Genomic DNA, 21151 nt, shown 5'->3' with positions numbered 1-21151 from the left:
AGAAGATCCTATTCGACCGGTGGCGGCGCCAGAACTTCTCTGCTGCCGTTGCTGGCCATCTCGGAGACCACACCTGCAGACTCCATGGTTTCTATCAATCGAGCAGCGCGATTGTAGCCAATGCGCAGTTTACGCTGCACAGAGGAGATCGACGCCCGACGGCTTTGGGTAACAAAGCGAACCGCTTCATCGTAGAGCGCATCGGCCTCACCGTCGTCATCGCCCCCTTCCGGGGCCATGCCTGGCATGGCATCGCTGCTGCTACCCTCCTCTAATAGACCATCGATATAGCGAGGTTCTCCCCGCTTTTTCCAATCGGCAACAACTCTGTGCACCTCATCATCACTGCAGAAGGCGCCGTGCACCCGCACAGGCAGGCCGGAACCAGGTGGCAAATACAACATGTCACCGTGGCCAAGCAGCTGCTCTGCACCACCTTGGTCAAGAATTGTGCGCGAATCGATTTTCGACGAAACCTGGAACGCAATCCGCGTGGGCACGTTGGCTTTGATCAAGCCGGTAATCACATCAACAGATGGGCGCTGCGTGGCAAGAATCAAATGAATACCCGCCGCACGGGCCTTTTGAGCAATTCGTGCGATAAGTTCTTCAACCTTTTTACCCACGATCATCATCATGTCAGCAAATTCGTCGATGACCACCACAATAGCGGGCAGCGGCTCAAGGTCGGGCGCTAGCGCCTCTTCAAGGCCTGGCTGGTAGTTCTCGTCTGGCACGAATAGTGGGTCTTTGATGGGTTCGCCGCTTTGGATGGCATCCTTGATCTTGCGGTTGAAGCCCGCCAGATTCCGAACGCCCATTGCTGACATTAATTTGTAGCGCCGCTCCATTTCAGCAACACACCAGCGCAACCCGTTGGCGGCATCTTTCATATCGGTAATGACTGGCGTCAGCAGATGGGGAATGCCGTCGTAGACCGATAGCTCAAGCATCTTGGGGTCTACCAACAGCAGGCGAACTTCCTCCGGCGATGACTTGTACAGCAAGCTAAGCAGCATCGCGTTAACGCCGACCGATTTACCGGAACCCGTCGTACCGGCAACTAATAAGTGCGGCATCTTAGCGAGGTCAGCGCAAACCGGCTCTCCCGAGATGTCGTGCCCCAAGGCCAGCGTGAGCGCGGACTTAGAGGCCTCAAAAGCCTGAGAGGAAAGCACCTCGCGGAAGTTCACGATCTCGCGATCTTCATTGGGAATTTCTATGCCAACGTAGGGCTTGCCTGGAATAACCTCCACGACGCGCACACTGACTACTGCAAGTGATCTGGCAAGGTCCTTAACCAAGTTGCTGATTTTACTTACTTTAACGCCTGCATCTGGCTCCAGCTCGAAGCGCGTAATTACCGGCCCCGGAAACACCGCGACAACCTTTGCTGAGACACCAAAATCCAACAGCTTAATTTCGAGCAGCCGCGACATCGCCTCCAGCGTCTCAGGAGAGAAGCCTTTGTCTGGGTGGTGTTCCGCCGGATCGAGTAGTGATAACGATGGCAAGCTGCCTGTGACGATGCCGTCAAACAGCGAGGTTTGGCGCTCTTTCTCTACACGCGCCGATGGTGCGGCAGGCTTGGGCGGCGGCGCGATAGCCGGTGCAGTTCGGGTCTTTTGTATCTCGTTTTTCTTGGCCACCGACTCCTTGCGCTGTTGCTGCGCCTCGCGAGAGGCCTTGCGCTCTGCCCGCTGCTGGAGGAATTGGTAGTAGCGATCCTGAAGGCGCGCATAAAGCGTGAGGGTAATGCCCCCTAGACGGTCTATTAATTTCAGCCAGGACAGGTCGGTGAATACCGTCATTCCGAACAAAAAGATCGCCAACAGCAGCAGATGACTGCCGAAGTAACTGAAACCGGCGACGGTAGCGCTGCCGATCGCATCGCCCAGAACGCCCCCCGCACCGAATGGCAAGCCACTGTTGCCGTGATCTTCCGTGGCGGCCAGGCCGGTGCTGGCGATCATTACCAGCACAAAACCGATGCAACGCAAGGCGAAGACAACAGAGTCGAAACCGCTGGCATGCAGGCGGTCGCGAAACAGTTGTATCGCCCGAAAGGCCAGCATGGCGGGAAAGAGATAGGCCATGTAGCCGAACAATGCATAAAACACGTCGGCGAGCCAGGCGCCCACGGGGCCACCGGCGTTAGCGATATCTTCCCCACTGCCCGTTCTCGACCAACCAGGGTCGGCGGCGCTATAGCTGATTAGCGAGACAAAAATGTACAGGCAGGCCGCGACCAGAGCGATAAGCAGCCCTTCGCGCAAACGCAAATGCAGGGTGTCGCGGCCTTTGTCGGGAGTGTTGTTCTTTGACTTCGTGGTCTTTGCCAAGGGAAATCGGCTTCCTTCTTATCTTCGTAGCGATAAAACACTGCGCGGGCGCAAGCGAAGCGGTTGAAACCGCGAAATTTGGCCCAATATTAGCACTTCGAAGTGGCGTTTGTCGCCGTGTTAGCTTTTGCTGACCCCGGCCTTTTACCCTATGATAAGCGCCTAATCTCAGTCACCCGGGATGAGTACAAGTTCAATCCCCAAACACGGAATTCTGCCTTCATGAGCGACAGCCAACACCACCGTCTGATTATTCTTGGTTCCGGCCCTGCTGGATACACCGCCGCTGTATATGCTGCCCGCGCCAACCTCGACCCAGTGGTGATTACGGGTATGCAGCAGGGTGGACAGCTTACTACCACCACGGACGTCGACAACTGGCCCGGCGATCAAAACGGCGTTCAAGGCCCTGAGCTCATGATGCGTATGCAGGAGCACGCCGAGCGCTTTGATACCAAAGTGCTGTTCGACCACATCGAAAGCGTGGACCTTAAGCAGCGCCCCTTCACGCTCACAGGCAGCAATACTTACACCTGTGATGCACTGATTATTGCAACGGGAGCCTCTGCTCAATACCTGGGGCTGCCCTCAGAAGAAGCCTTTATGGGTAAAGGCGTGTCGGCATGTGCAACATGTGATGGCTTTTTCTACCGTGGCAAGAAAGTAGCCGTTATTGGCGGTGGTAATACCGCTGTTGAAGAGGCCTTATATCTGTCAAACATTGCCTCAGAGGTGACCTTAGTGCACCGCAGAGATGCGCTGCGTTCTGAAAAAATCCTGCAGGATAAAATTCTTGAGCGCGCTGAGAATGGCAACATCAATATTTTATGGAACCATACTCTCGATGAAGTCCTGGGCGATGATTCAGGGGTAACCGGCTTGCGCCTGGCCAGCACACAAGACGACAGTACCCAGGAAATTGACGTTGCCGGTGTGTTTATTGCGATCGGTCACAAGCCCAATACCGGTATCTTCGAGGGGCAACTGGATATGCATAACGGCTACCTGAAGATTGCCAGCGGCACAGAGGGCAACGCTACCCAAACCTCAGTAGAGGGCGTGTTCGCGGCGGGCGACGTGGCCGACCATATCTACCGTCAGGCGGTGACCTCTGCAGGCTTTGGCTGTATGGCGGCACTGGACGCTGAGCGCTATTTAGACAACCTCGCCTAAATACGGGCACGTTGCTGTGCCCAGCATTCCCTGGTTAAGCGAAAATTCGCTGCAATTCCCAGAGATTGACTCCGCGCTGGATGACCCCAACGGCCTGCTCGCCGTTGGCGGTGATCTCTCCCCTGCTCGCCTTTTGGAAGCCTACCGACAGGGGATTTTCCCTTGGTATGAAGACCCACAACCCATTTTGTGGTGGTCGCCACAACCGCGAGCAGTGCTTTTCCCCGAAAAGGTCTATGTGAACAGAACGCTGCGCAAGCAGTTAAAGCGAGAGCGTTTTCGGATCACCGCCGATCAATGTTTTGGCGAAGTGCTGGATGCCTGCGCCGAACTGAGCCCAAAACGCCCAGGCACATGGATCACCGCAAAAATGCGGAAAGCCTATAAACAATTGCATGAACTCGGCTGGGCGCATTCCATCGAAGTTTGGCAGCAAGGAGAGCTGGTTGGCGGCCTGTACGGCTTAGCATTGGGGCAAATGTTCTTTGGCGAGTCGATGTTCAGCCATCGCAGCAATGGTTCAAAGCTCGCGCTGCTAGGGCTGTGCAAACAACTACAGCGATGGGGGTTTGAACTTATCGACTGCCAGGTCGGCAATGACTACCTTTACAGCATGGGTGCCGAAGACCTAGCGCGCGCAGACTTTAAATCGATGCTGGAGACCTTCGCCCAACCGACAGCCAGTGATGCGAGCCACTGGACGCTGGACGCAGACCTGCTAGATAGCTATGAATGACGACCGACAAATTAAGCTCTACGCCACTGCCCCTCACCCATGCAGTTACTTTGATGACCGCGAGGCGCAGACCCTGTTCGTAGACCCGGCCTGCGCCGTTGGCTCTCCCCTATATACTCGCCTGTCCCAGGCCGGCTTTCGGCGCAGTGGCAGCCACTATTACCGGCCAAATTGCGACGGTTGCAACGCCTGCATAGCCAGCCGGGTTCCCGTCGCCGACTTCAGCTTGAGTCGCAATCAGCGGCGGCAAATCGCCCGCAACAAAGACCTGGATTACTACTGGCGTGAATCGTTAGATGCCGAGGCCTACCCGCTGTATGAACGCTACATCAACGAGCGTCACCGCGATGGCGATATGTACCCCGCCTCGCGCGAACAGTTCGACAGCTTTATTGCCGACAGCCGTCAAGACACGACTTACCTGCATATATACCATCAGCGTCAGCTGCTAGCGGTCAGTGTATGCGACCAGATGGGGGACGGGCTGTCGGCGATATACACGTTTTATGCGCCAGAAGCGCAACGTCGCAGCCTCGGTAAGCTGGCGGTCTTGCATATGATCGAAACCTGCCGGCAGCGACAACTGCCCTATTTATATCTCGGTTATTGGATACGAGACTGCCAAAAAATGCGCTACAAAATTGATTATCGCCCCTTGGAGCTGCTTATGAGTCAGCGCTGGGTGCGATTGAATTGATCACAAATTGCCTAATCCCGCTATTTAGGGCAAAATGCGCGCAGTTTTTTCCGGGTCACTAGGCCCCACTCTCTACTTTCAACCACATCTGAGGATTGCTGCCGAATGGCGAAAGAAGACCAGATTGAAATGGAAGGCGAGGTTATTGATACCCTGCCCAACACCACGTTTCGCGTAAAGCTGGAAAACGGCCACGTTGTTACTGCTCACATCTCAGGGAAGATGCGCAAGCACTACATCCGTATTTTGACCGGCGATAAAGTTAAGGTTGAGCTCACGCCTTACGACCTGACCAAAGGCCGCATCACTTTCCGCGGCCGTTAAGCCCAGCAATGAAACAGAGACCTGTGTCAGGCCTCTGTTTCTGTTTCCCGCTGAGTTTCCGCTTCCAGTGTTAGTGTATCTGCCTCGCTATTCACGCTGATGTGCACAACACCTCCCTGCTCTTCCAGGCTACCGAACAACACCATTTCCGCCAGCGGCTTTTTGATGTGTTCTTGAATGACTCTCGCCATCGGGCGGGCACCCATTGTGCGGTCGTAACCTTTTTTCACCAGCCAACGGCGCGCGTCGTCATCAACGTGAAGAGCGACTTTTTTGTCGTCCAGCTGAGCTTGTAGTTCAACCAAGAACTTATCCACGACAGTAAGCACGACCTCTTCAGGCAGGGGCGCAAAGTTAATCACGCTGTCCAGGCGGTTGCGGAACTCCGGCGTAAACAGCCGGTTGATCGCTTCGCTGGCATCAGTGTGGTGATCCTGCTCGGTGAAACCAATAGAGCGGCGGCTAATACTCTCGGCCCCGGCATTGGTTGTCATGATAAAGATAACATTGCGGAAATCCGCTTTGCGGCCGTTGTTGTCGGTCAGTGAACCGTGGTCCATCACCTGCAGCAACAGATTGAAAAGCTCTGGGTGTGCTTTTTCGATCTCATCGAGCAACACAACAGAGTGTGGGTGCTTGGTCACCGCATCGGTTAATAACCCGCCCTGGTCAAAGCCGACATAGCCTGGAGGCGCACCGATCAGGCGCGATACTGTATGGCGTTCCATGTACTCCGACATATCGAAGCGGATCAATTCCAAGCCCAGTATTTTTGCCAATTGGCGACAAACTTCTGTCTTACCCACGCCGGTGGGGCCGGCCAGCAGGAACGAGCCAATGGGCTTGTCCCCGGCTTTCAGGCCAGCTCGCGCCAGCTTGATGGATGCACTCAGCTCGGTGATTGCCTGATCCTGACCGAAGACCACCATTTTGAGATTATCTTCGAGCTTGGCCAGTGACGCTTTGTCATCCGACGATACGCTCTTGGGCGGTATGCGAGCAATTTTGGCGACAATGGCCTCAATATCTGCCACATCGATAACATCGACACGCTGATCCTCGGGCTGCAGGCGCTGATACGCTCCGGCTTCGTCTATTACATCGATGGCTTTATCGGGTAAAAAGCGATCATTGATATAACGCGCCGACAATTCTGCGGCGGTTCGCAGCGCTGCGTCACTGTATTTGAGCTCGTGGTGCCCTTCAAAACGTGACTTCAGGCCTTTCAATATATGGAAGGTATCTTCCACACTGGGCTCGCCGATATCCACTTTTTGGAAGCGGCGGCTCAGGGCGCGGTCCTTCTCAAAGATCCCGCGATACTCCTGGAAAGTGGTAGAGCCTATGCAGCGAATTTGTCCGCTACTGAGCAGCGGCTTTAATAGATTCGAGGCATCCATAACACCGCCCGACGCGGCCCCTGCGCCGATAATCGTGTGGATCTCGTCAATAAACAGGATCGCACCTTCACGTTTTTTCAGGTCTGCAAGCAGGCCCTTCAGGCGTTTTTCGAAGTCGCCGCGGTATTTAGTCCCGGCTAATAGCGCCCCCATATCCAGAGAGTAAACGACACTGTCGGCCAGCACGCTGGGGACATCGCCATCGACAATCCGCTTTGCCAAGCCTTCTGCAATAGCAGTTTTACCGACACCAGACTCGCCGACGAGTAAAGGGTTGTTCTTGCGACGGCGGCTGAGTATCTGGGCTACGCGCTCCACTTCCTCTGTGCGGCCAATTAAGGGGTCAATGCGACCGGACTGCGCCTCTTCGTTGAGGTTGGTGGAGAAGCTTTCCAGTGGACGTTGCTCGGGATCACTGCCCTCACCCTCGTGCTCGCCGTGTTGCTCGTGCTCGCCGGACTCTCCCCCGGACACCTTGGAAATGCCGTGGGTGATGTAATTGACGATATCCAGGCGATTAACACTCTGCGACTTCAGGAAGTAGACCGCTTGGCTTTCCTGTTCGCTGAAAATAGCAACCAGAACGTTAGCGCCGGTCACTTCCTGTTTGCCGGAGGATTGCACGTGAAACACGGCTCTCTGCAAAACGCGCTGGAAGCCCAAAGTGGGCTGGGTATCTCGCTCGACGTCGTCGTCGGGAATACGCGGTGTGGTCGCGTCAACAAACTCGCTTAGTTCACCCTTTAACTGGGGTAAATCTGCTCCACAGGCCAGTAGCACCTTCACGGCGGCTTCGTTGTCTGCAAGGGCAAGCAATAAGTGCTCTACCGTCATAAATTCATGCCGACGGCTGCGGGCAGACTTGAATGCCTGGCTGAGTGTCGTTTCTAAATCTTTACTCAACATAGCCTGTTACGCCTTCTGTTGTTGCACATGGGTACTGCTTTGTACGTGACATGATCAGCCTTCGTTCTCTTCGATTTCGGCGAGTAGAGGGTGACCGCTTTCACGTGAATACTGATTAACCTGCTCCGCTTTTGTTTCAGCGATATCGCGGGTGAACACGCCGCAAACCCCTTTCCCCTGGGTGTGAACGGTTAGCATCACTTGCGTTGCTTTTTGTCTATCCATATAAAAAAAGTCTTCGAGTACCTCGATGACAAACTCCATTGGGGTGTAGTCATCGTTTAGCAGCACCACTTTATAGAGCGGTGGCTTTTTCAGCTGTGGTTTCGACTCCTGTAGAGCGGTGCCTCCTTCATAATCGGAGTGATCTTCCTGGCTCATAACTGTGTTCGGGTACGGCATAATTCTGTTTACCTGAGCTTAGCATCGCGGTATTCCCCCACAATAGGGGTATTCACGAAGCGCGGCTAGCGAGAAGTCGCGGCTTGACGCCAAGCACTCCGTGTTTTAAAAATGGGTATTAGCGCGATAAAAACAAGGTCTATCGCGTTAAATGTGACAATAACTATAACGAGAAATCAGGGTGTAAGGCTATGCAAAATGGTGTTGTAAAGTGGTTCAATAACGCCAAAGGTTACGGATTTATTCTCTCCGAAGATGGCAATCAAGAAGTGTTTGCCCACTACTCGGCGATCTCGATGGAAGGCTACAAAACACTTAAGGCAGGTCAGAGTGTCTGCTTTGATGCCCAGCAGGGCCCGAAAGGCCTACATGCAACAAATATTCAGGCAGATTCTGAATTAGAACAAGAAGTTGAGCAGTGAACCAAGAAAAAGGCTAAGGTTTGCAAAGTGCCTTGGTCGCCACGAATACGTGGGCAATTACTCCGCGCTGTGATCTAAGCCCTCAATAAACGCGCCCACATCGACAGCAAGGCCACCCCGCTAGGGGTGGCCGACACACTTACATGTGCTTGACGATCGCATCACCGAACTCAGAACATTTCAGCAAGGTTGCCCCTTCCATCAAACGCTCAAAGTCATAGGTGACTGTTTTGGCCTGAATCGCGCCGTTCATGCCGTCGATAATCAGGTCCGCTGCTTCATTCCAGCCGAGGTGGCGCAGCATCATTTCAGCCGACAGGATCAGCGAACCGGGGTTAACCTTATCCTGGCCGGTGTATTTTGGTGCTGTACCGTGAGTGGCTTCAAACAGTGCAACGTTGTCGCTGAGGTTTGCACCAGGTGCGATACCGATACCGCCAACCTGCGCGGCAAGTGCATCAGAGAGGTAGTCGCCGTTCAGGTTCAGCGTCGCGATAACGCTGTACTCATCCGGACGCAGCAATACCTGCTGGAGCATCGCGTCGGCAATTACGTCTTTAATGATGATTTCTTTGCCAGTGTTTGGATTTTTCAGCTTGACCCATGGACCGCCGTCTAGCAGCTCACCACCGAACTCTTCCATGGCCAACTCGTAGCCCCAGTTCTTGAAGGCACCTTCGGTGAACTTCATGATGTTGCCTTTGTGAACCAGTGTCAGCGAAGGCAGGTCTTGATCGATAGTGTACTGAATCGCTTTGCGCACCAGGCGCTTAGTACCCTCTTCCGATACCGGCTTAACACCGATACCACACTCCTGCGGGAAGCGGATTTTGGTGACACCCATTTCTTCCTGCATAAAGTTGATCACTTTATCAGCTTCAGGAGTGCCCGCTTTCCATTCAATACCCGCATAAATGTCTTCCGAGTTTTCACGGAAGATCACCATATTGGTTTTGCCTGGCTCTTTAACGGGAGAAGGAACGCCTTCAAACCAGCGAACGGGGCGCTGACAAACGTAGAGGTCCAGTTCCTGGCGCAGTGCAACGTTCAAAGAGCGGAAACCACCACCAACGGGGGTAGTTAGTGGACCTTTGATCGCCACGACGTATTCTTTGATGGCGTCCAGTGTTTCTGCGGGGAACCAGTCGCCGTCGTAGAGCTCGGCGGCTTTTTCGCCAGTGAAGATTTCCATCCAGCTGATTTTTTTATTGCCGGCGTAAGCTTTCTCAACCGCTGCATCCACAACGTTGATCATTACCGGAGTGATGTCGATCCCGATGCCATCGCCTTCGATAAAAGGAATAATTGGCCGATCGGGTACGTTCAGGGAAAGATCCGCATTAACGGAGATTTTCTCACCCTCTGTAGGTACCTTGATATGTTGGTATCCCATTTTTGACTCCATGGTTTATAGGTTAGTATCTGAGCTCGTTCGGTGGCGGCAACAGCGCAGTGTCGCTGCTACAATGCCGCCCCTCCAAGTCTGGTCAGCGAGCGCTTTAAAGCCTAGCTTTCTTTAAAAAGCGCCGCATTATAACACTTTATAGTCGAATTTCTTCCATGAATATTAGATTCCCGTGACAGTTCTCTATCTTTTTAATAAGCCCTTTCGGGTTATGAGCCAATTTACCCCCTGCGACGACCGCGAAACGCTGGCGAATTACATTGATATTCCCGCCATCTATCCCGCTGGCCGACTGGATTTTGACTCAGAGGGATTAATGGTGCTCACCGGAGACGGTTCACTCCAGCACCGTATTAGCCATCCCGACCACAAGCTTAGCAAATGTTATTGGGTACAAGTGGAGGGTGAGATCAATGAATCGGCAATTAACGCCCTGCAAAATGGTGTGGAGCTAAAAGACGGCCTGACCCAGCCCGCGCTAGCGCACGCGATGGACGAGCCTGCCGGACTGTGGCCCCGGCAACCGCCGGTGCGCTATCGCGCTGCGATTCCCACCAGCTGGCTGTCACTGGAAATCACCGAAGGTAGAAACCGGCAGGTTCGCCGTATGACGGCAGCGGTAGGCTTTCCAACACTTCGGTTGATTCGGGCGAGCATTGGCCCTTGGTCACTCGACGATTTGGCCCCCGGACAATCGCGAATAGTAGAACTGAGTACTTCAGAGCAACGTAAATTATTTCCGAAGGCCGGGCGCTGTAGTACACGCAATGCTAAAACGCGCAAACCCAGGCCGCGAACTTCGCCAGCCCGGCGTGGCAAACGTAGCCCACGCTGAGCGGTGGCGGTACAATGCCCGGCTTTCGGTGCTGCGACAATTCACAACAGACTAGGAACCACTATGGACTGGCAGGCAAGAGTCACGGTCGCGTGTGTAATAGAAAATGACGGTAAATTTTTGATCGTTGAAGAGATCCGTGACGGCAAGCGTGTGCTCAACCAGCCCGCCGGCCACCTGGAGGCCGACGAAGGGCTTTGTGAAGCGGCGCTGCGAGAAACGCTGGAAGAAACTCAGTGGAAGGTTGAGCTACAGGGCGTCGTCGGTATTGGCCTGTATAGCCCGCCAGCCAAAAACGCAACGTATCATCGCACCACGTTTTTTGGCCGCCCCATGGCGTTTTGCCCTGAGAGCCCGCTGGACAGCGATATCGATAGCGTTCACTGGCTGACTATTGAACAACTTCGCGAGCGCCGCCATCAGCTGCGCAGCCCCATGGTGCTCGACTGCGTTGAACGCTATCTAGAAGGCCAACGCTTTCCACTGGCGATGATCTACGGAGAACCTTAATGAGCGCCACCGACTACAACCCGCTGGCAGACAAGGCGATTGCCGATACCAAAGTGATCGTCGGCATGTCCGGTGGCGTCGACTCATCGGTAACGGCACTGCTGTTAAAGCAGCAGGGTTATCAGGTCGAAGGCCTGTTCATGAAGAACTGGAATGAGGACGATGGCACAGAATACTGCACCGCCATGGACGACCTCGCCGACGCTGCTGCCGTGTGCCAAAAACTGGATATTTACCTGCACACCGCCAATTTCGCTCAGGAATACTGGGACAATGTCTTTGAGCACTTCCTCGAAGAGTACCGCGCGGGCCGCACCCCTAACCCCGATATTCTTTGCAATCGGGAGATTAAATTTAAGGCCTTTTTGGACTACGCATTGCAGCTGGGCGCCGATGGCATTGCCACCGGTCACTACACCCGGCGCAGCCCGGGCAGAGAGCATACCCAACTCCTAAAAGGCATAGACAACAACAAAGACCAAAGTTACTTCCTGCATGCAGTCAGCGCCGATCAACTGGCCAAGACCTTGTTCCCAGTTGGGGAATTAGAGAAACCTGCCGTCCGCGCCCTCGCCGAGGAGCACGGGCTCGTCACCCACAACAAAAAAGACAGCACCGGGATTTGCTTCATCGGCGAGCGTCGCTTCAAGGATTTTTTGCAGCAATACCTGCCTGCTCAACCGGGCCGTATCGAAAGTCTCGATGGCCAGGATATGGGGCAGCACAGCGGCTTGATGTATCACACAATTGGCCAGCGTCAGGGCCTCGGTATCGGCGGTGTGCGCGGTGCCGGTGAACAGCCCTGGTACGTTGTTGATAAGGACTTGTCACGCAATGTTCTGCGGGTTGCCCAGGGCAGCCAGCACCCTGCGCTGTTTAAAAATTGCCTGCGGCTGTCGAGTATTCACTGGATCACTCCCCCGCCACCCCAGCTGCCCCTGCGTTGCAGTGCAAAAACGCGCTACCGCCAGGCCGACCAACCCTGCGAGCTGCTGGCGACCGAAACCGGCTACGAGGTAATTTTCGATACTCCCCAGCGCGCAATCACCCCTGGGCAGTCAGCGGTTTTCTACCTGGGCGAGCAATGCCTGGGCGGCGGCATTATCGAATCGGGATACAATCGCTAATGGCCTTCTTTCCCAATGCAGAGCAACTCACAGAACAAACCCTGGCGTTGGCTGGCGTTCTGCAGGCCGTGACGCTGGTCGATCAAATTGCCCGAACCGGGCAAGCTGAACCCGCAGCGCTCGACGCTTCCCTGGCCAGCCTTTTTGCCTTCTCAGGGAATGACACCCGCAGTGTGTTCGGCAATATCAATGCACTTGAGCTGGGTATCCGCGCCCTGCGTGATTTGCTCAGTGGCAATGATTACGGCGAGCGCCAGGCCGTTACGCGCTACTGTATGGGCGTATTGTTCTTACAAAACAAACTGCGCCGGGACCATGCAGCCGCAAGCATCATGCGTAATCGACTAGAGCACTGCGCCAAACAGCGCGAGTTTGGCGGTGAATTAACGAGCTTGGCGCCGGCTTTGGCGGATATCTATCAAGATACCCTATCCAAGTATCGCTTTCGCATTCAGGTAAGCGGTAGCGCTCAACAACTGCAAAACAATGACAATGCCGCCAAAATTCGTGCACTGCTGTTAGCGGCCATTCGCGGTGCCTATCTCTGGCGAGCGGCGGGCGGCAATCGCTTTAGCCTAATGTTCCTCAGAAATCGCCTTTTTACCGAAGCGCAGCGGCTACTGGGCACTGAAATTCAGCACTGAGCAGTGTATGATTGCGCCCCATTAATTTGCCCTCCGCGTATAGAAAGGTAACCCCATGATGGAATTGTCCGCGCTCTCTGCTATTTCCCCTGTCGACGGCCGCTATGGCAGTAAGACAGCGTCGCTGCGCCCGGTGTTCAGCGAATTCGGTTTGATCAAAAGCCGTTTAATCGTCGAGCTGCGCTGGTTGGCCCAATTGGCGGCAAATCCTGGCATTGAAGAAGTACCAGCTCTCTCAGAAGACGCAGCCGCTAGATTAGAGGCCATGATCGCTGAATTCGGTGAAACACAAGCGGCGCGAGTCAAAGAGATTGAGTCCACCACTAATCACGACGTTAAAGCGATTGAATACTTCATTAAGGAAAGCATCGCAGACAATGCTGAATTAGCGGCGATTTCAGAATTCGTTCACTTTGCCTGCACCTCAGAAGACATCAACAACCTTTCCCACGCCCTGATGCTTCGTGAAGGCCGCGAGGTATTGCTGCAGGACATCGACGCTATCGTTGACAAGCTGGCCGAGCAAGCCCGCGAGTTTGCGGACATTCCGATGCTGTCTCGTACCCACGGCCAAACGGCGAGCCCCACCACAATGGGTAAAGAGCTGGCCAATGTGGTTGCGCGCCTGCGCCGCCAACGCGCCTGCATTGCCGACGTTGCCCTGCTGGGTAAAATCAACGGCGCGGTGGGCAACTATAACGCCCACATCAGTGCCTATGCCGACGTAGACTGGGAAGCCAACGCGCAGAGCTTTGTTGAAGGCCTGGGGCTTAGCTGGAACCCTTACACCACACAGATCGAACCTCACGACTATATCGCTGAGCTGTTTGATGCCATTGCACGCTTCAACACCATCTTGATCGACTTAGATCGCGACATCTGGGGCTATATTTCACTGGGCTACTTCAAACAGCGCACCATCGCCGGTGAAGTTGGCTCGTCCACCATGCCTCACAAGGTCAACCCCATCGACTTCGAAAACTCTGAGGGCAACCTCGGCATTGCCAACGCGGTGCTGCAACACCTGGCGGCGAAGCTGCCGATCTCTCGCTGGCAGCGCGACCTGACTGACTCGACGGTTTTGCGCAATATGGGCGTTGGCATGGCGTACAGCATGATCGCCTATCAAGCCACGCTGAAAGGCTTGGGCAAGCTGCAAATCAACCCAGAGCGACTGGCCGCTGACTTGGACGATGCCTGGGAAGTACTGGCTGAGCCCATTCAAACCGTCATGCGTCGCTACGGCGTAGAAGAGCCCTACGAAAAACTGAAGGCCCTAACCCGCGGCCAGCGCATCACACGGGAGACTTTGGCCAGCTTTATTGACACGCTGGAGATCCCCGAGGCAGCAAAAGCGGAGCTTCGTCAGCTAAGCCCCGCGAGCTATATCGGCAACGCCGTCGCGCAAGCCAAGCGGATATAAAATGGCGCTGCAGGGCTTCGATGCGCAGCAATTCCTCGACGAGGATTGGCAGCGCCGTCCACGGGTGTTGCGTGGCGCCCTGCAGGGTTTTGAATGCCCCGTGGACGGTGATGACCTCGCTGGTCTGGCCTGTGAAGACGAGGTTGATTCACGGCTAATCTCACAACACGGCAGCGACTGGCAGCTACAACACGGGCCGCTGAAGGAGAGCTACTTCGCCGAGCTGCCCGCCAGCCATTGGACTCTCTTGGTTCAATCGGTCGACCAATGGATACCCGGTGTTGCAGAATTACTAAACGATTTCCGTTTTTTACCGCGCTGGCGTATCGATGACATTATGGTCAGCTACGCGGCCGATGGCGGCAGCGTGGGCCCCCACTACGATCAATACGATGTATTTCTCATTCAGGGCAGCGGCCGCCGTCGCTGGCAGCTGGGCCAGCACTGCGACGATAGCAGCGAACTGCTCGGCCACCCTGAATTACGCTTGCTTAAACACTTCGACTGTCAACAGGAAGTGATTCTTGAAGCCGGCGACATACTCTACATTCCCCCGGGTGTCGCACATTGGGGAACCGCTGTCGGCGATGACTGCATCACCCTGTCGGTGGGCTTTAGAGCCCCCTCCAACGCCGAATTACTGAATAGCTGGTCAATCGAGCGAGAAACCGTGTTGAGCGACGGGCAGCGGTTTAGCGATCAGGCCCTAAATGCCAGCGCGCCCAGTGGCTGGATCCCTGAAGATGTTCTCCCGCAACTGCGCGAGCGCCTGAGCGCAGGGCTAGACGATGATCGAGCCCTTTCACGCTGGTTTGGACAGATGATGACCCACGTCGACCAGCAGCAGCGCTTCGATAACCCTGCGCTGTCATTTGAGGAATATGCTCACCGCGAACAACAGGTGCCAGCCTGCCTGCGCCTGGGTGCGCGCTTGGCCTTCGACGCCCACTATCTGTTTGCCGACGGTATTGCCTACCCCTACCCCAGTGACTTGCGCCCCGCCGTGGCTGAGTTCTGTGAACAAGAAGGCGGTGATGATGTGATGGGGCTGGTGGTTGAGCTACGCTATCAGCTCTACCAAACAGGCACGGTGTATTTCGATGACGATGTTGAAGATTGAGCGCGTACGCTGGTCAGAACATTGGCGGGAATTAACGGAAATTCGGCGTCGGGTTTTTGTTGAAGAGCAACGCGTTCCCATTGAACTGGAACTAGATGAAGATGACTTCACCGCGCGTCACTGGCTGGCGCGATATGGCAGCGAAGTCGTCGGAACCGTTCGTCTTTTGGCTGACGGCCACGTCGGGCGTATGGCTGTCGCCGCTGACTATCGCGGCAGAGGTATCGGTCGCGCACTGCTACATGCCGTAATTGATGACGCGATCCAACAGCAACTGCCCAAATTGGAGCTCGCGGCCCAAACACACGCCATCGACTTCTACCGGAAAGAAGGTTTTCAGCCCATCGGTGACAGTTTTATGGACGCCGGTATCGCTCACCAGTCAATGACGCGAACGCTGCGGGGTACGCAACGCCTGGGAGAAGATGGCCGCAAATTTGCTGTTGAGTCACTGCCCGACAGCGCCCTGGCCTTAGCCAGTTTGAGTCGCCGACAGTTGTGGGTGTTTTGCCACAGTCTGGAGCCAGAGGTTTATGCCCAGCCGCGCCTGATTGATATTGTCTCTACCCTCGCTCGAAGGCATCGCGACAGTGAAATACGACTGCTGATCTGCGACGACCGGCCGCTGCGAGAGAGTCGCCATCCCTTGGTAGAACTCAGTCAGCGGCTGAGCAGCAGTATTCATATTCGGGTTTCTAATCCAAAGCAACACGGCGAACTTAGTGAATACTTCTTGCTCGCCGACAACGAGGCAACCCTCGTTCACAGTATGCGGCGCGGCGGCCGGGCCTGGGGCTGTTTTCATTCGCGGCCGACCGCAAGTGCCTACCGAGAACAGTTTGACCGCCTGTGGCAGCACGCAAAACCCTCTCCCTGGCTGCGCCCGCTGGTCTAATCGCCCAGCATTACACCGAGCTCGTTGTCTCGGTAGACCACCTCATAACACCTCAAGCCCCGACAGGGTTCTTCTGTCGCGTGAAGTAACTCACCACTGCGTAGGTCAAAGCGGTAGTGGTGCTTGGGGCAAACCAAATTCTCACCTCGGATATCCGACGTATCGAGAGGCCAGGCGCGGTGGGGGCAGTTACTTTCGATCAAATAGTGCTGGCCGTCGAGCTGTAGCAGCATCAATTGTGCATCATCAATCTTGAAGACTTTTCGGTATCCATCGTAAAGATTGATCAGCTTTTCAAGGCTGTAATAACGCACTGCTATCTTCCTCTTACACCACTGCTATATATCATTTTGCTACGCTAGGAACTTGCTCCCCCTTCCATAAAGAAACCTTTGGGCCCCGCAAAGACGGAGTCAAGTATGGCTATAAAGCCCTCCAAAAGACAACTCGGTTTGCGCTAATTTCCCCTAGTAGTGAAATTTGTTTCGGCGTACAACGACACTTGGAGAGAGTGTAGTAACCTATCTGGCTTATAAAAACAGAACCAATTTTAATCAAGACTTTGAAATGACGACCCCCAAGCTTGATGGCCTACCGCGATCAACTCGAGTTATTCGCATCGTTCTCAACACAGGCATAATTGGATTTGCGCATCGGCTGAATAGAGTGCTTTCCATCCGGCTTTTCAGCTCTAAAAATCTAAGGAAGTGAACACCCCAACTCAGGTCGAAAAGGTCTAATTCATGATTTGTATTGCGCATATGCCTGTAAAAACACGCCGTTTTTGCAAGTCCCTTCTCGTACTATTGCTGATAATTTCTATTATCGGCTGTAGTTCAACGAACGTTTATAGTCCCAGGCAGAAAGGTGGCCCACATCTAGAGCCTGGAAGTGAGTATTACGTAGTATTTTCCAGCGGTTTCTCCGAAAAGAGCCGTATATCTGTTGTAACAGAAGAAGGCTTTTACGACACTGAGAACCACTATCATAAATTTTCTGAAATACAAGAGATAAAGAGTAAAGCTGGCGGGAAGAGGCATACAGCTGCTGTGGTACTGGGCAGCATCGTCCTCTTTTTACTAGTGGGTTCACTCGCCGTAAGAGATACAATTGAGTCAGGCTTTGACTGAAATATAATCAGCAGAACAAACCAACGCTGGGCGAGTAGCCTCACGAACGATTTTGGTTCATTCCGCTGACCAGACGTGTAGCTAAATACTAGCCTACACCGACCCGAATATTCTCGAAAATGAGTTATTGCTCGGTTAATTTATCGGCCAAGAACAGCCAGGTCTCCAGTACCGAATCCGGGTTCAGTGACACGCTGTCGATGCCCTGCTCCATCAGCCACTGCGCGAAGTCCGGGTGATCTGAGGGGCCCTGTCCACAAATTCCGATGTACTTGCCCTGCTCCTTACACGCCCGAATCGCATTGGAGAGTAGTACCTTAACGGCCTCGTTGCGCTCATCAAACAGGTGGGCGATCAAGCCGGAGTCGCGATCCAGACCAAGTGTCAGCTGAGTGAGGTCGTTTGAACCAATTGAGAAGCCATCAAAGTGCTCGAGGAATTGCTCCGCCAACAAGGCATTGGCAGGTAGCTCACACATCATGATGACCTTCAGGCCGTTTTCACCGCGCTTTAAGCCATTTTCGGCCAGTAGCTCTACCACTTGTTTCGCTTCGCCTACGGTGCGTACAAAGGGCACCATAATCTCAACATTTTGCAGGTCCATCTCTTCACGCACTTTCTTCAGCGCGCGGCACTCCAGCTCAAAGCACTCGCGGAACGAGTCAGAGATATAGCGTGAGGCACCTCGGAAACCCAGCATGGGGTTTTCTTCTGAGGGCTCGTAAAGGCTGCCGCCAATCAAGTGTGCGTACTCATTTGATTTAAAGTCGGACATCCGCACAATTACCCGCTCCGGGTAAAACGCGCTGGCAATGCTAGAGATACCCTCGACCAGCTTCTCGACATAAAACTCTACAGGGTCGGCGTAGCCAGCCACACGACGCTTCACCGCTTGCTGAACATCGCGCGGCAAAGTGTCGTAGTTGATCAGTGCTTTGGGGTGCACACCGATCATGCGGTTAATGATAAATTCCAAACGCGCCAAGCCCACACCGGCGTTGGGGTATGCCTGAAAATCAAACGCGCGATCGGGGTTGCCCACGTTCATCATAATTTTAAAGGGCAGCTCGGGCATGGCATCGAGCTTGTTACGGCTGATATCGAAGTCGAGCTGACCGGCGTAAACCATGCCCGTATCACCTTCCGCGCAGGACACGGTGACGTCCTGACCTGAGCTCAAACGCTCAGTGGCATCACCACAGCCAACGACCGCAGGAATACCCAGTTCGCGGGCGATGATAGCCGCGTGGCAGGTACGGCCGCCACGGTTGGTAATGATGGCGGCTGCGCGCTTCATTACCGGCTCCCAGTCTGGGTCGGTCATATCAGTAACCAAGACATCGCCCTGTTGTACTTGATCCATTTCCGCCAGGTTGTCGATCACCCGCACAGGGCCCGCGCCAATGCGCTGACCAATAGAGCGGCCCTCGCAAAGCACTTCGCCTTTTTCTTTCAGCAGGTAGCGCTCCATCATATTGGCCGACTCGCGGCTTTTTACCGTCTCCGGGCGAGCCTGAACGATGTAGAGCTTGCCGTCGTCGCCGTCGCGCGCCCACTCAATATCCATGGGTCGGCCGTAGTGTTTTTCAATAATCAGCGCCTGACGGGCCAGCGACATGACTTCTTCGTCGGTGATGCAGAACTGGCTGCGATCGGCTTCGGGAACATCAACGGTTTCTACCGATTTGCCGGCCGATGCTTCACTGCCGTAGACCATTTTGATCAGCTTGCTACCCAGGTTGCGGCGCAGCACGGCGTGGCGGTCTTTTTCCAGCGTGGCCTTGTGAACGTAAAATTCGTCAGGGTTAACAGCGCCCTGAACCACGGTTTCACCCAGGCCGTAGCTGGCAGTAATGAAGACCACACCGTCAAAGCCAGACTCGGTATCCATGCTGAACATAACGCCTGCGGCACCGGTTTCTGAGCGCACCATGCGCTGAATACCGGCAGACAAGGCAACATCGGCGTGTTCAAACCCCTTGTGAACGCGGTAGGCAATAGCGCGATCGTTGTACAGTGAGGCAAAGACCTCCTTGATCGCGATCATAATGTTGTCGAGGCCGTTGATGTTCAGGAAGGTTTCCTGTTGGCCGGCAAATGAGGCGTCGGGCAAATCTTCTGCTGTGGCCGAGGAGCGCACTGCACAGGCCATTGCGGGGTTGCCGTCGATCATTTTAGCGTAGGCTTCGCTGATCGCGTCATTCAATGGCGCGGGAAATGGCGTATCAACGATGGCTTGGCGAATCTCCTTGCCTACCTTGGCAAGGGTTTTTACATCGTCGATATCCAGACCTTTGAGCATGTCCTGAATACGTTGGTTCAGGCCACTTTGGTCGAGGAAGTCGCGGTAGGCTTGCGCCGTGGTGGCAAAGCCATCGGGTACCGATACACCGGCATTAGACAATTGACTGATCATCTCACCGAGAGAGGCGTTTTTGCCCCCAACAACTTCGACATCGTTCATTCCCAGATCCCTGAACCAGATAACGTATTCAGCCATGCGGTGTATCTCCTTTTGCTATGCTTGATGCATAGTGCAATAAGCGTAAAAAAATGCGACGCGAGCATACTAAAACAGCTATTCTGGAAATTCCCGTCGAAAACAACGCAGCATTCGGTAAAAAAACTACATGATGAGAACCGTTTTTTATATTTCTGACAGTACAGGCATCACCGCAGAAACCTTGGGCAGCAGCCTGCTCTCCCAATTTGAACAGTTAAAATTTGACCACGTTGTCGTGCCCTATGTAGACACCGTGGAGAAAGCGCGCGCCGCCGTCGATAAAATCAATCAGGTCGCCGAGGCCACGGGGCGCCAGCCGATTATCTTTGACACCTTGGTCAACCAAGAGATTCGCGCCGTAATTGCCACCAGCAATGGTTTTATCATCGACGTGCTCGACACCTTCCTCAACCAGCTGGAAAGCGCCCTTGGGGAGAAACCCTCCAGCACGGTTGGCCGCGTCAAAAACGCCGACCGCGACGCCCAGTACAAACATCGCATCGACGCTGTTAACTTCGCACTGGACAACGACGACGGTGCAAGAATCAACCGCTACGACCAAGCCCAAGTGATATTGATCGGCGTTTCCCGCAGTGGCAAAACCCCAACCTGCCTTTACTTGGCGATGCAGGGCGGTATTTTCGTCGCCAATTACCCGCTCACCGAAGAAGACCTGGAAGAACGCAGGCTGCCAAAACCGCTCGCCGCTTATCGCGACCGGCTCTTTGGTTTGACCATAGAACCGCAGCGACTTGCCGCAATTCGCAGCGAACGCCGTCCCGACAGCCCCTACGCCAGCCTGCGCCGCTGCGAGGATGAGGTGCGCGACGCCGAGGCGCTCTTTAGCCGCTTTGGCATTCCCTACTTGGATACAACGCATGCCTCCGTCGAGGAAATTGCTACGCGCGTGCTGGTTGAAACCGGCCTGCGCGGTCAGCGGTCATAGCCGGGAAGTCTCGCGATGTCTTGTCCTGACGCCAGCGCCAGTCACGCCAACACCGGGCTGATTCTACCCGGCGGTGGCGCTCGTGCGGCCTACCAGGTTGGCGTGCTAAAAGCCATTGCATCGCTGCACGGCAAGCGGCACAGCAACCCCTTCCCTATCCTGGCAGGAACCTCGGCCGGCGCGATCAATGCCACCTCCCTTGCGGCGGGCG

20 protein-coding genes are annotated in these 21151 nt (G+C 54.6%); 14 read left to right on the top strand and 6 right to left on the bottom strand.

Going from position 1 to position 21151, the window contains the following annotated elements:
- Positions 1-8: 8 nt before the first annotated feature.
- A complete protein-coding gene (locus ABNS66_RS11790; RefSeq protein ID WP_036255508.1) occupies positions 9-2288 on the bottom strand; it encodes a DNA translocase FtsK in 2280 nt (759 codons plus the stop codon).
- Between the two features lie 276 nt (positions 2289-2564).
- Between ABNS66_RS11790 and trxB the strand changes: the two genes are divergently transcribed.
- The 4 genes from trxB to infA all read left to right on the top strand — a co-directional run bounded on the left by trxB (position 2565) and on the right by infA (position 5272).
- Entirely contained in the window at positions 2565-3515 is a 951-nt protein-coding gene (trxB, locus tag ABNS66_RS11785; protein ID WP_027872501.1) for a thioredoxin-disulfide reductase, read from the top strand.
- Positions 3516-3531: 16 nt separating this feature from the next.
- Positions 3532-4251, top strand: a complete 720-nt coding sequence (gene aat, locus ABNS66_RS11780; RefSeq protein WP_084497785.1) for a leucyl/phenylalanyl-tRNA--protein transferase — start codon at positions 3532-3534, stop codon at positions 4249-4251.
- Positions 4244-4948 (top strand): arginyltransferase, encoded by a 705-nt coding sequence (locus tag ABNS66_RS11775; protein ID WP_027872502.1) that lies wholly within the window; start codon positions 4244-4246, stop codon positions 4946-4948. Before aat ends, ABNS66_RS11775 begins: the two co-directional genes overlap by 8 nt.
- Positions 4949-5053: 105 nt before the next feature.
- On the top strand, positions 5054-5272 hold the full coding sequence (gene infA / locus ABNS66_RS11770; RefSeq protein ID WP_027872503.1) for a translation initiation factor IF-1: 219 nt from the start codon (positions 5054-5056) through the stop codon (positions 5270-5272).
- 26 nt (positions 5273-5298) lie between these two features.
- Here the strand turns inward: infA and clpA are convergent, their stop codons facing one another.
- Positions 5299-7578: an ATP-dependent Clp protease ATP-binding subunit ClpA gene (gene clpA / locus ABNS66_RS11765; protein ID WP_027872504.1), complete on the bottom strand. Its 2280-nt coding sequence runs from the start codon at positions 7576-7578 to the stop codon at positions 5299-5301.
- 54 nt (positions 7579-7632) lie between these two features.
- Positions 7633-7980, bottom strand: a complete 348-nt coding sequence (clpS, locus tag ABNS66_RS11760) for an ATP-dependent Clp protease adapter ClpS (RefSeq protein WP_027872505.1) — start codon at positions 7978-7980, stop codon at positions 7633-7635.
- Between the two features lie 191 nt (positions 7981-8171).
- Here clpS and ABNS66_RS11755 point away from each other — a divergent pair, with 191 nt between their 5' ends.
- Positions 8172-8402 carry a cold-shock protein gene (locus ABNS66_RS11755; RefSeq protein ID WP_027872506.1) on the top strand — a complete coding sequence of 77 codons (231 nt, stop codon included), beginning with the start codon at positions 8172-8174 and terminating at the stop codon, positions 8400-8402.
- 139 nt (positions 8403-8541) lie between these two features.
- On the opposite strand, the gene icd is transcribed toward ABNS66_RS11755, so the two are convergent.
- The gene (gene icd / locus ABNS66_RS11750) at positions 8542-9795 is read right to left on the bottom strand and encodes an NADP-dependent isocitrate dehydrogenase (protein WP_027872507.1); all 1254 of its coding nucleotides are present in this window, start codon (positions 9793-9795) and stop codon (positions 8542-8544) included.
- A 184-nt stretch (positions 9796-9979) separates the two neighbouring features.
- Here icd and ABNS66_RS11745 point away from each other — a divergent pair, with 184 nt between their 5' ends.
- The 7 genes from ABNS66_RS11745 to ABNS66_RS11715 all read left to right on the top strand — a co-directional run bounded on the left by ABNS66_RS11745 (position 9980) and on the right by ABNS66_RS11715 (position 16361).
- Entirely contained in the window at positions 9980-10642 is a 663-nt protein-coding gene (locus ABNS66_RS11745) for a pseudouridine synthase (protein ID WP_027872508.1), read from the top strand.
- A gap of 63 nt (positions 10643-10705) precedes the next feature.
- Positions 10706-11152 (top strand): NUDIX hydrolase, encoded by a 447-nt coding sequence (locus ABNS66_RS11740; RefSeq protein ID WP_027872509.1) that lies wholly within the window; start codon positions 10706-10708, stop codon positions 11150-11152.
- A complete protein-coding gene (mnmA, locus tag ABNS66_RS11735) occupies positions 11152-12279 on the top strand; it encodes a tRNA 2-thiouridine(34) synthase MnmA (protein WP_051170761.1) in 1128 nt (375 codons plus the stop codon). The genes ABNS66_RS11740 and mnmA overlap by 1 nt, the downstream gene beginning before the upstream one ends.
- Positions 12279-12923, top strand: coding sequence for a high frequency lysogenization protein HflD (gene hflD, locus ABNS66_RS11730; RefSeq protein WP_036255397.1), 645 nt, complete (start codon positions 12279-12281; stop codon positions 12921-12923). The genes mnmA and hflD overlap by 1 nt, the downstream gene beginning before the upstream one ends.
- A gap of 58 nt (positions 12924-12981) precedes the next feature.
- The gene (purB, locus tag ABNS66_RS11725; protein WP_027872512.1) at positions 12982-14346 is read left to right on the top strand and encodes an adenylosuccinate lyase; all 1365 of its coding nucleotides are present in this window, start codon (positions 12982-12984) and stop codon (positions 14344-14346) included.
- A 1-nt stretch (position 14347) separates the two neighbouring features.
- Positions 14348-15466, top strand: coding sequence for a cupin domain-containing protein (locus ABNS66_RS11720; RefSeq protein ID WP_027872513.1), 1119 nt, complete (start codon positions 14348-14350; stop codon positions 15464-15466).
- On the top strand, positions 15447-16361 hold the full coding sequence (locus ABNS66_RS11715; protein WP_084497791.1) for a GNAT family N-acetyltransferase: 915 nt from the start codon (positions 15447-15449) through the stop codon (positions 16359-16361). The genes ABNS66_RS11720 and ABNS66_RS11715 overlap by 20 nt, the downstream gene beginning before the upstream one ends.
- Here ABNS66_RS11715 and ABNS66_RS11710 read toward each other — a convergent pair.
- Positions 16358-16675 carry a Rieske (2Fe-2S) protein gene (locus ABNS66_RS11710; RefSeq protein WP_027872514.1) on the bottom strand — a complete coding sequence of 106 codons (318 nt, stop codon included), beginning with the start codon at positions 16673-16675 and terminating at the stop codon, positions 16358-16360. The genes ABNS66_RS11715 and ABNS66_RS11710 overlap by 4 nt on opposite strands.
- A gap of 940 nt (positions 16676-17615) precedes the next feature.
- Entirely contained in the window at positions 17616-19991 is a 2376-nt protein-coding gene (gene ppsA, locus ABNS66_RS11705; RefSeq protein WP_027872516.1) for a phosphoenolpyruvate synthase, read from the bottom strand.
- 130 nt (positions 19992-20121) lie between these two features.
- Here ppsA and ABNS66_RS11700 point away from each other — a divergent pair, with 130 nt between their 5' ends.
- Together ABNS66_RS11700 and ABNS66_RS11695 are read left to right on the top strand one after the other, a co-directional pair.
- Positions 20122-20940, top strand: coding sequence for a pyruvate, water dikinase regulatory protein (locus ABNS66_RS11700; RefSeq protein ID WP_027872517.1), 819 nt, complete (start codon positions 20122-20124; stop codon positions 20938-20940).
- Positions 20941-20955: 15 nt separating this feature from the next.
- A partial coding sequence (locus ABNS66_RS11695) for a patatin-like phospholipase family protein (RefSeq protein ID WP_348655331.1) occupies positions 20956-21151 on the top strand: 196 nt, incomplete at its 3' end.

This window comes from uncultured Spongiibacter sp. (assembly GCF_964011655.1).
Lineage (GTDB): Bacteria > Pseudomonadota > Gammaproteobacteria > Pseudomonadales > Spongiibacteraceae > Spongiibacter > Spongiibacter marinus.
This window is presented reverse-complemented; position numbering and strand designations above follow the sequence as displayed.

What these genes read in the sequence shown, in the direction of transcription:
- trxB (WP_027872501.1), top strand. Translation starts at nt 2,565, where the DNA reads ATGAGCGACAGCCAACACCACCGTCTGATTATTCTTGGTTCCGGCCCT.
- ABNS66_RS11775 (WP_027872502.1), top strand. Translation starts at nt 4,244, where the DNA reads ATGAATGACGACCGACAAATTAAGCTCTACGCCACTGCCCCTCACCCA.
- infA (WP_027872503.1), top strand. Translation starts at nt 5,054, where the DNA reads ATGGCGAAAGAAGACCAGATTGAAATGGAAGGCGAGGTTATTGATACC.
- clpA (WP_027872504.1), bottom strand. Translation starts at nt 7,578, where the DNA reads ATGTTGAGTAAAGATTTAGAAACGACACTCAGCCAGGCATTCAAGTCT.
- clpS (WP_027872505.1), bottom strand. Translation starts at nt 7,980, where the DNA reads ATGCCGTACCCGAACACAGTTATGAGCCAGGAAGATCACTCCGATTAT.
- ABNS66_RS11755 (WP_027872506.1), top strand. Translation starts at nt 8,172, where the DNA reads ATGCAAAATGGTGTTGTAAAGTGGTTCAATAACGCCAAAGGTTACGGA.
- icd (WP_027872507.1), bottom strand. Translation starts at nt 9,795, where the DNA reads ATGGGATACCAACATATCAAGGTACCTACAGAGGGTGAGAAAATCTCC.
- ABNS66_RS11740 (WP_027872509.1), top strand. Translation starts at nt 10,706, where the DNA reads ATGGACTGGCAGGCAAGAGTCACGGTCGCGTGTGTAATAGAAAATGAC.
- mnmA (WP_051170761.1), top strand. Translation starts at nt 11,152, where the DNA reads ATGAGCGCCACCGACTACAACCCGCTGGCAGACAAGGCGATTGCCGAT.
- hflD (WP_036255397.1), top strand. Translation starts at nt 12,279, where the DNA reads ATGGCCTTCTTTCCCAATGCAGAGCAACTCACAGAACAAACCCTGGCG.
- purB (WP_027872512.1), top strand. Translation starts at nt 12,982, where the DNA reads ATGGAATTGTCCGCGCTCTCTGCTATTTCCCCTGTCGACGGCCGCTAT.
- ABNS66_RS11720 (WP_027872513.1), top strand. Translation starts at nt 14,348, where the DNA reads ATGGCGCTGCAGGGCTTCGATGCGCAGCAATTCCTCGACGAGGATTGG.
- ABNS66_RS11715 (WP_084497791.1), top strand. Translation starts at nt 15,447, where the DNA reads ATGACGATGTTGAAGATTGAGCGCGTACGCTGGTCAGAACATTGGCGG.
- ppsA (WP_027872516.1), bottom strand. Translation starts at nt 19,991, where the DNA reads ATGGCTGAATACGTTATCTGGTTCAGGGATCTGGGAATGAACGATGTC.
- ABNS66_RS11700 (WP_027872517.1), top strand. Translation starts at nt 20,122, where the DNA reads ATGATGAGAACCGTTTTTTATATTTCTGACAGTACAGGCATCACCGCA.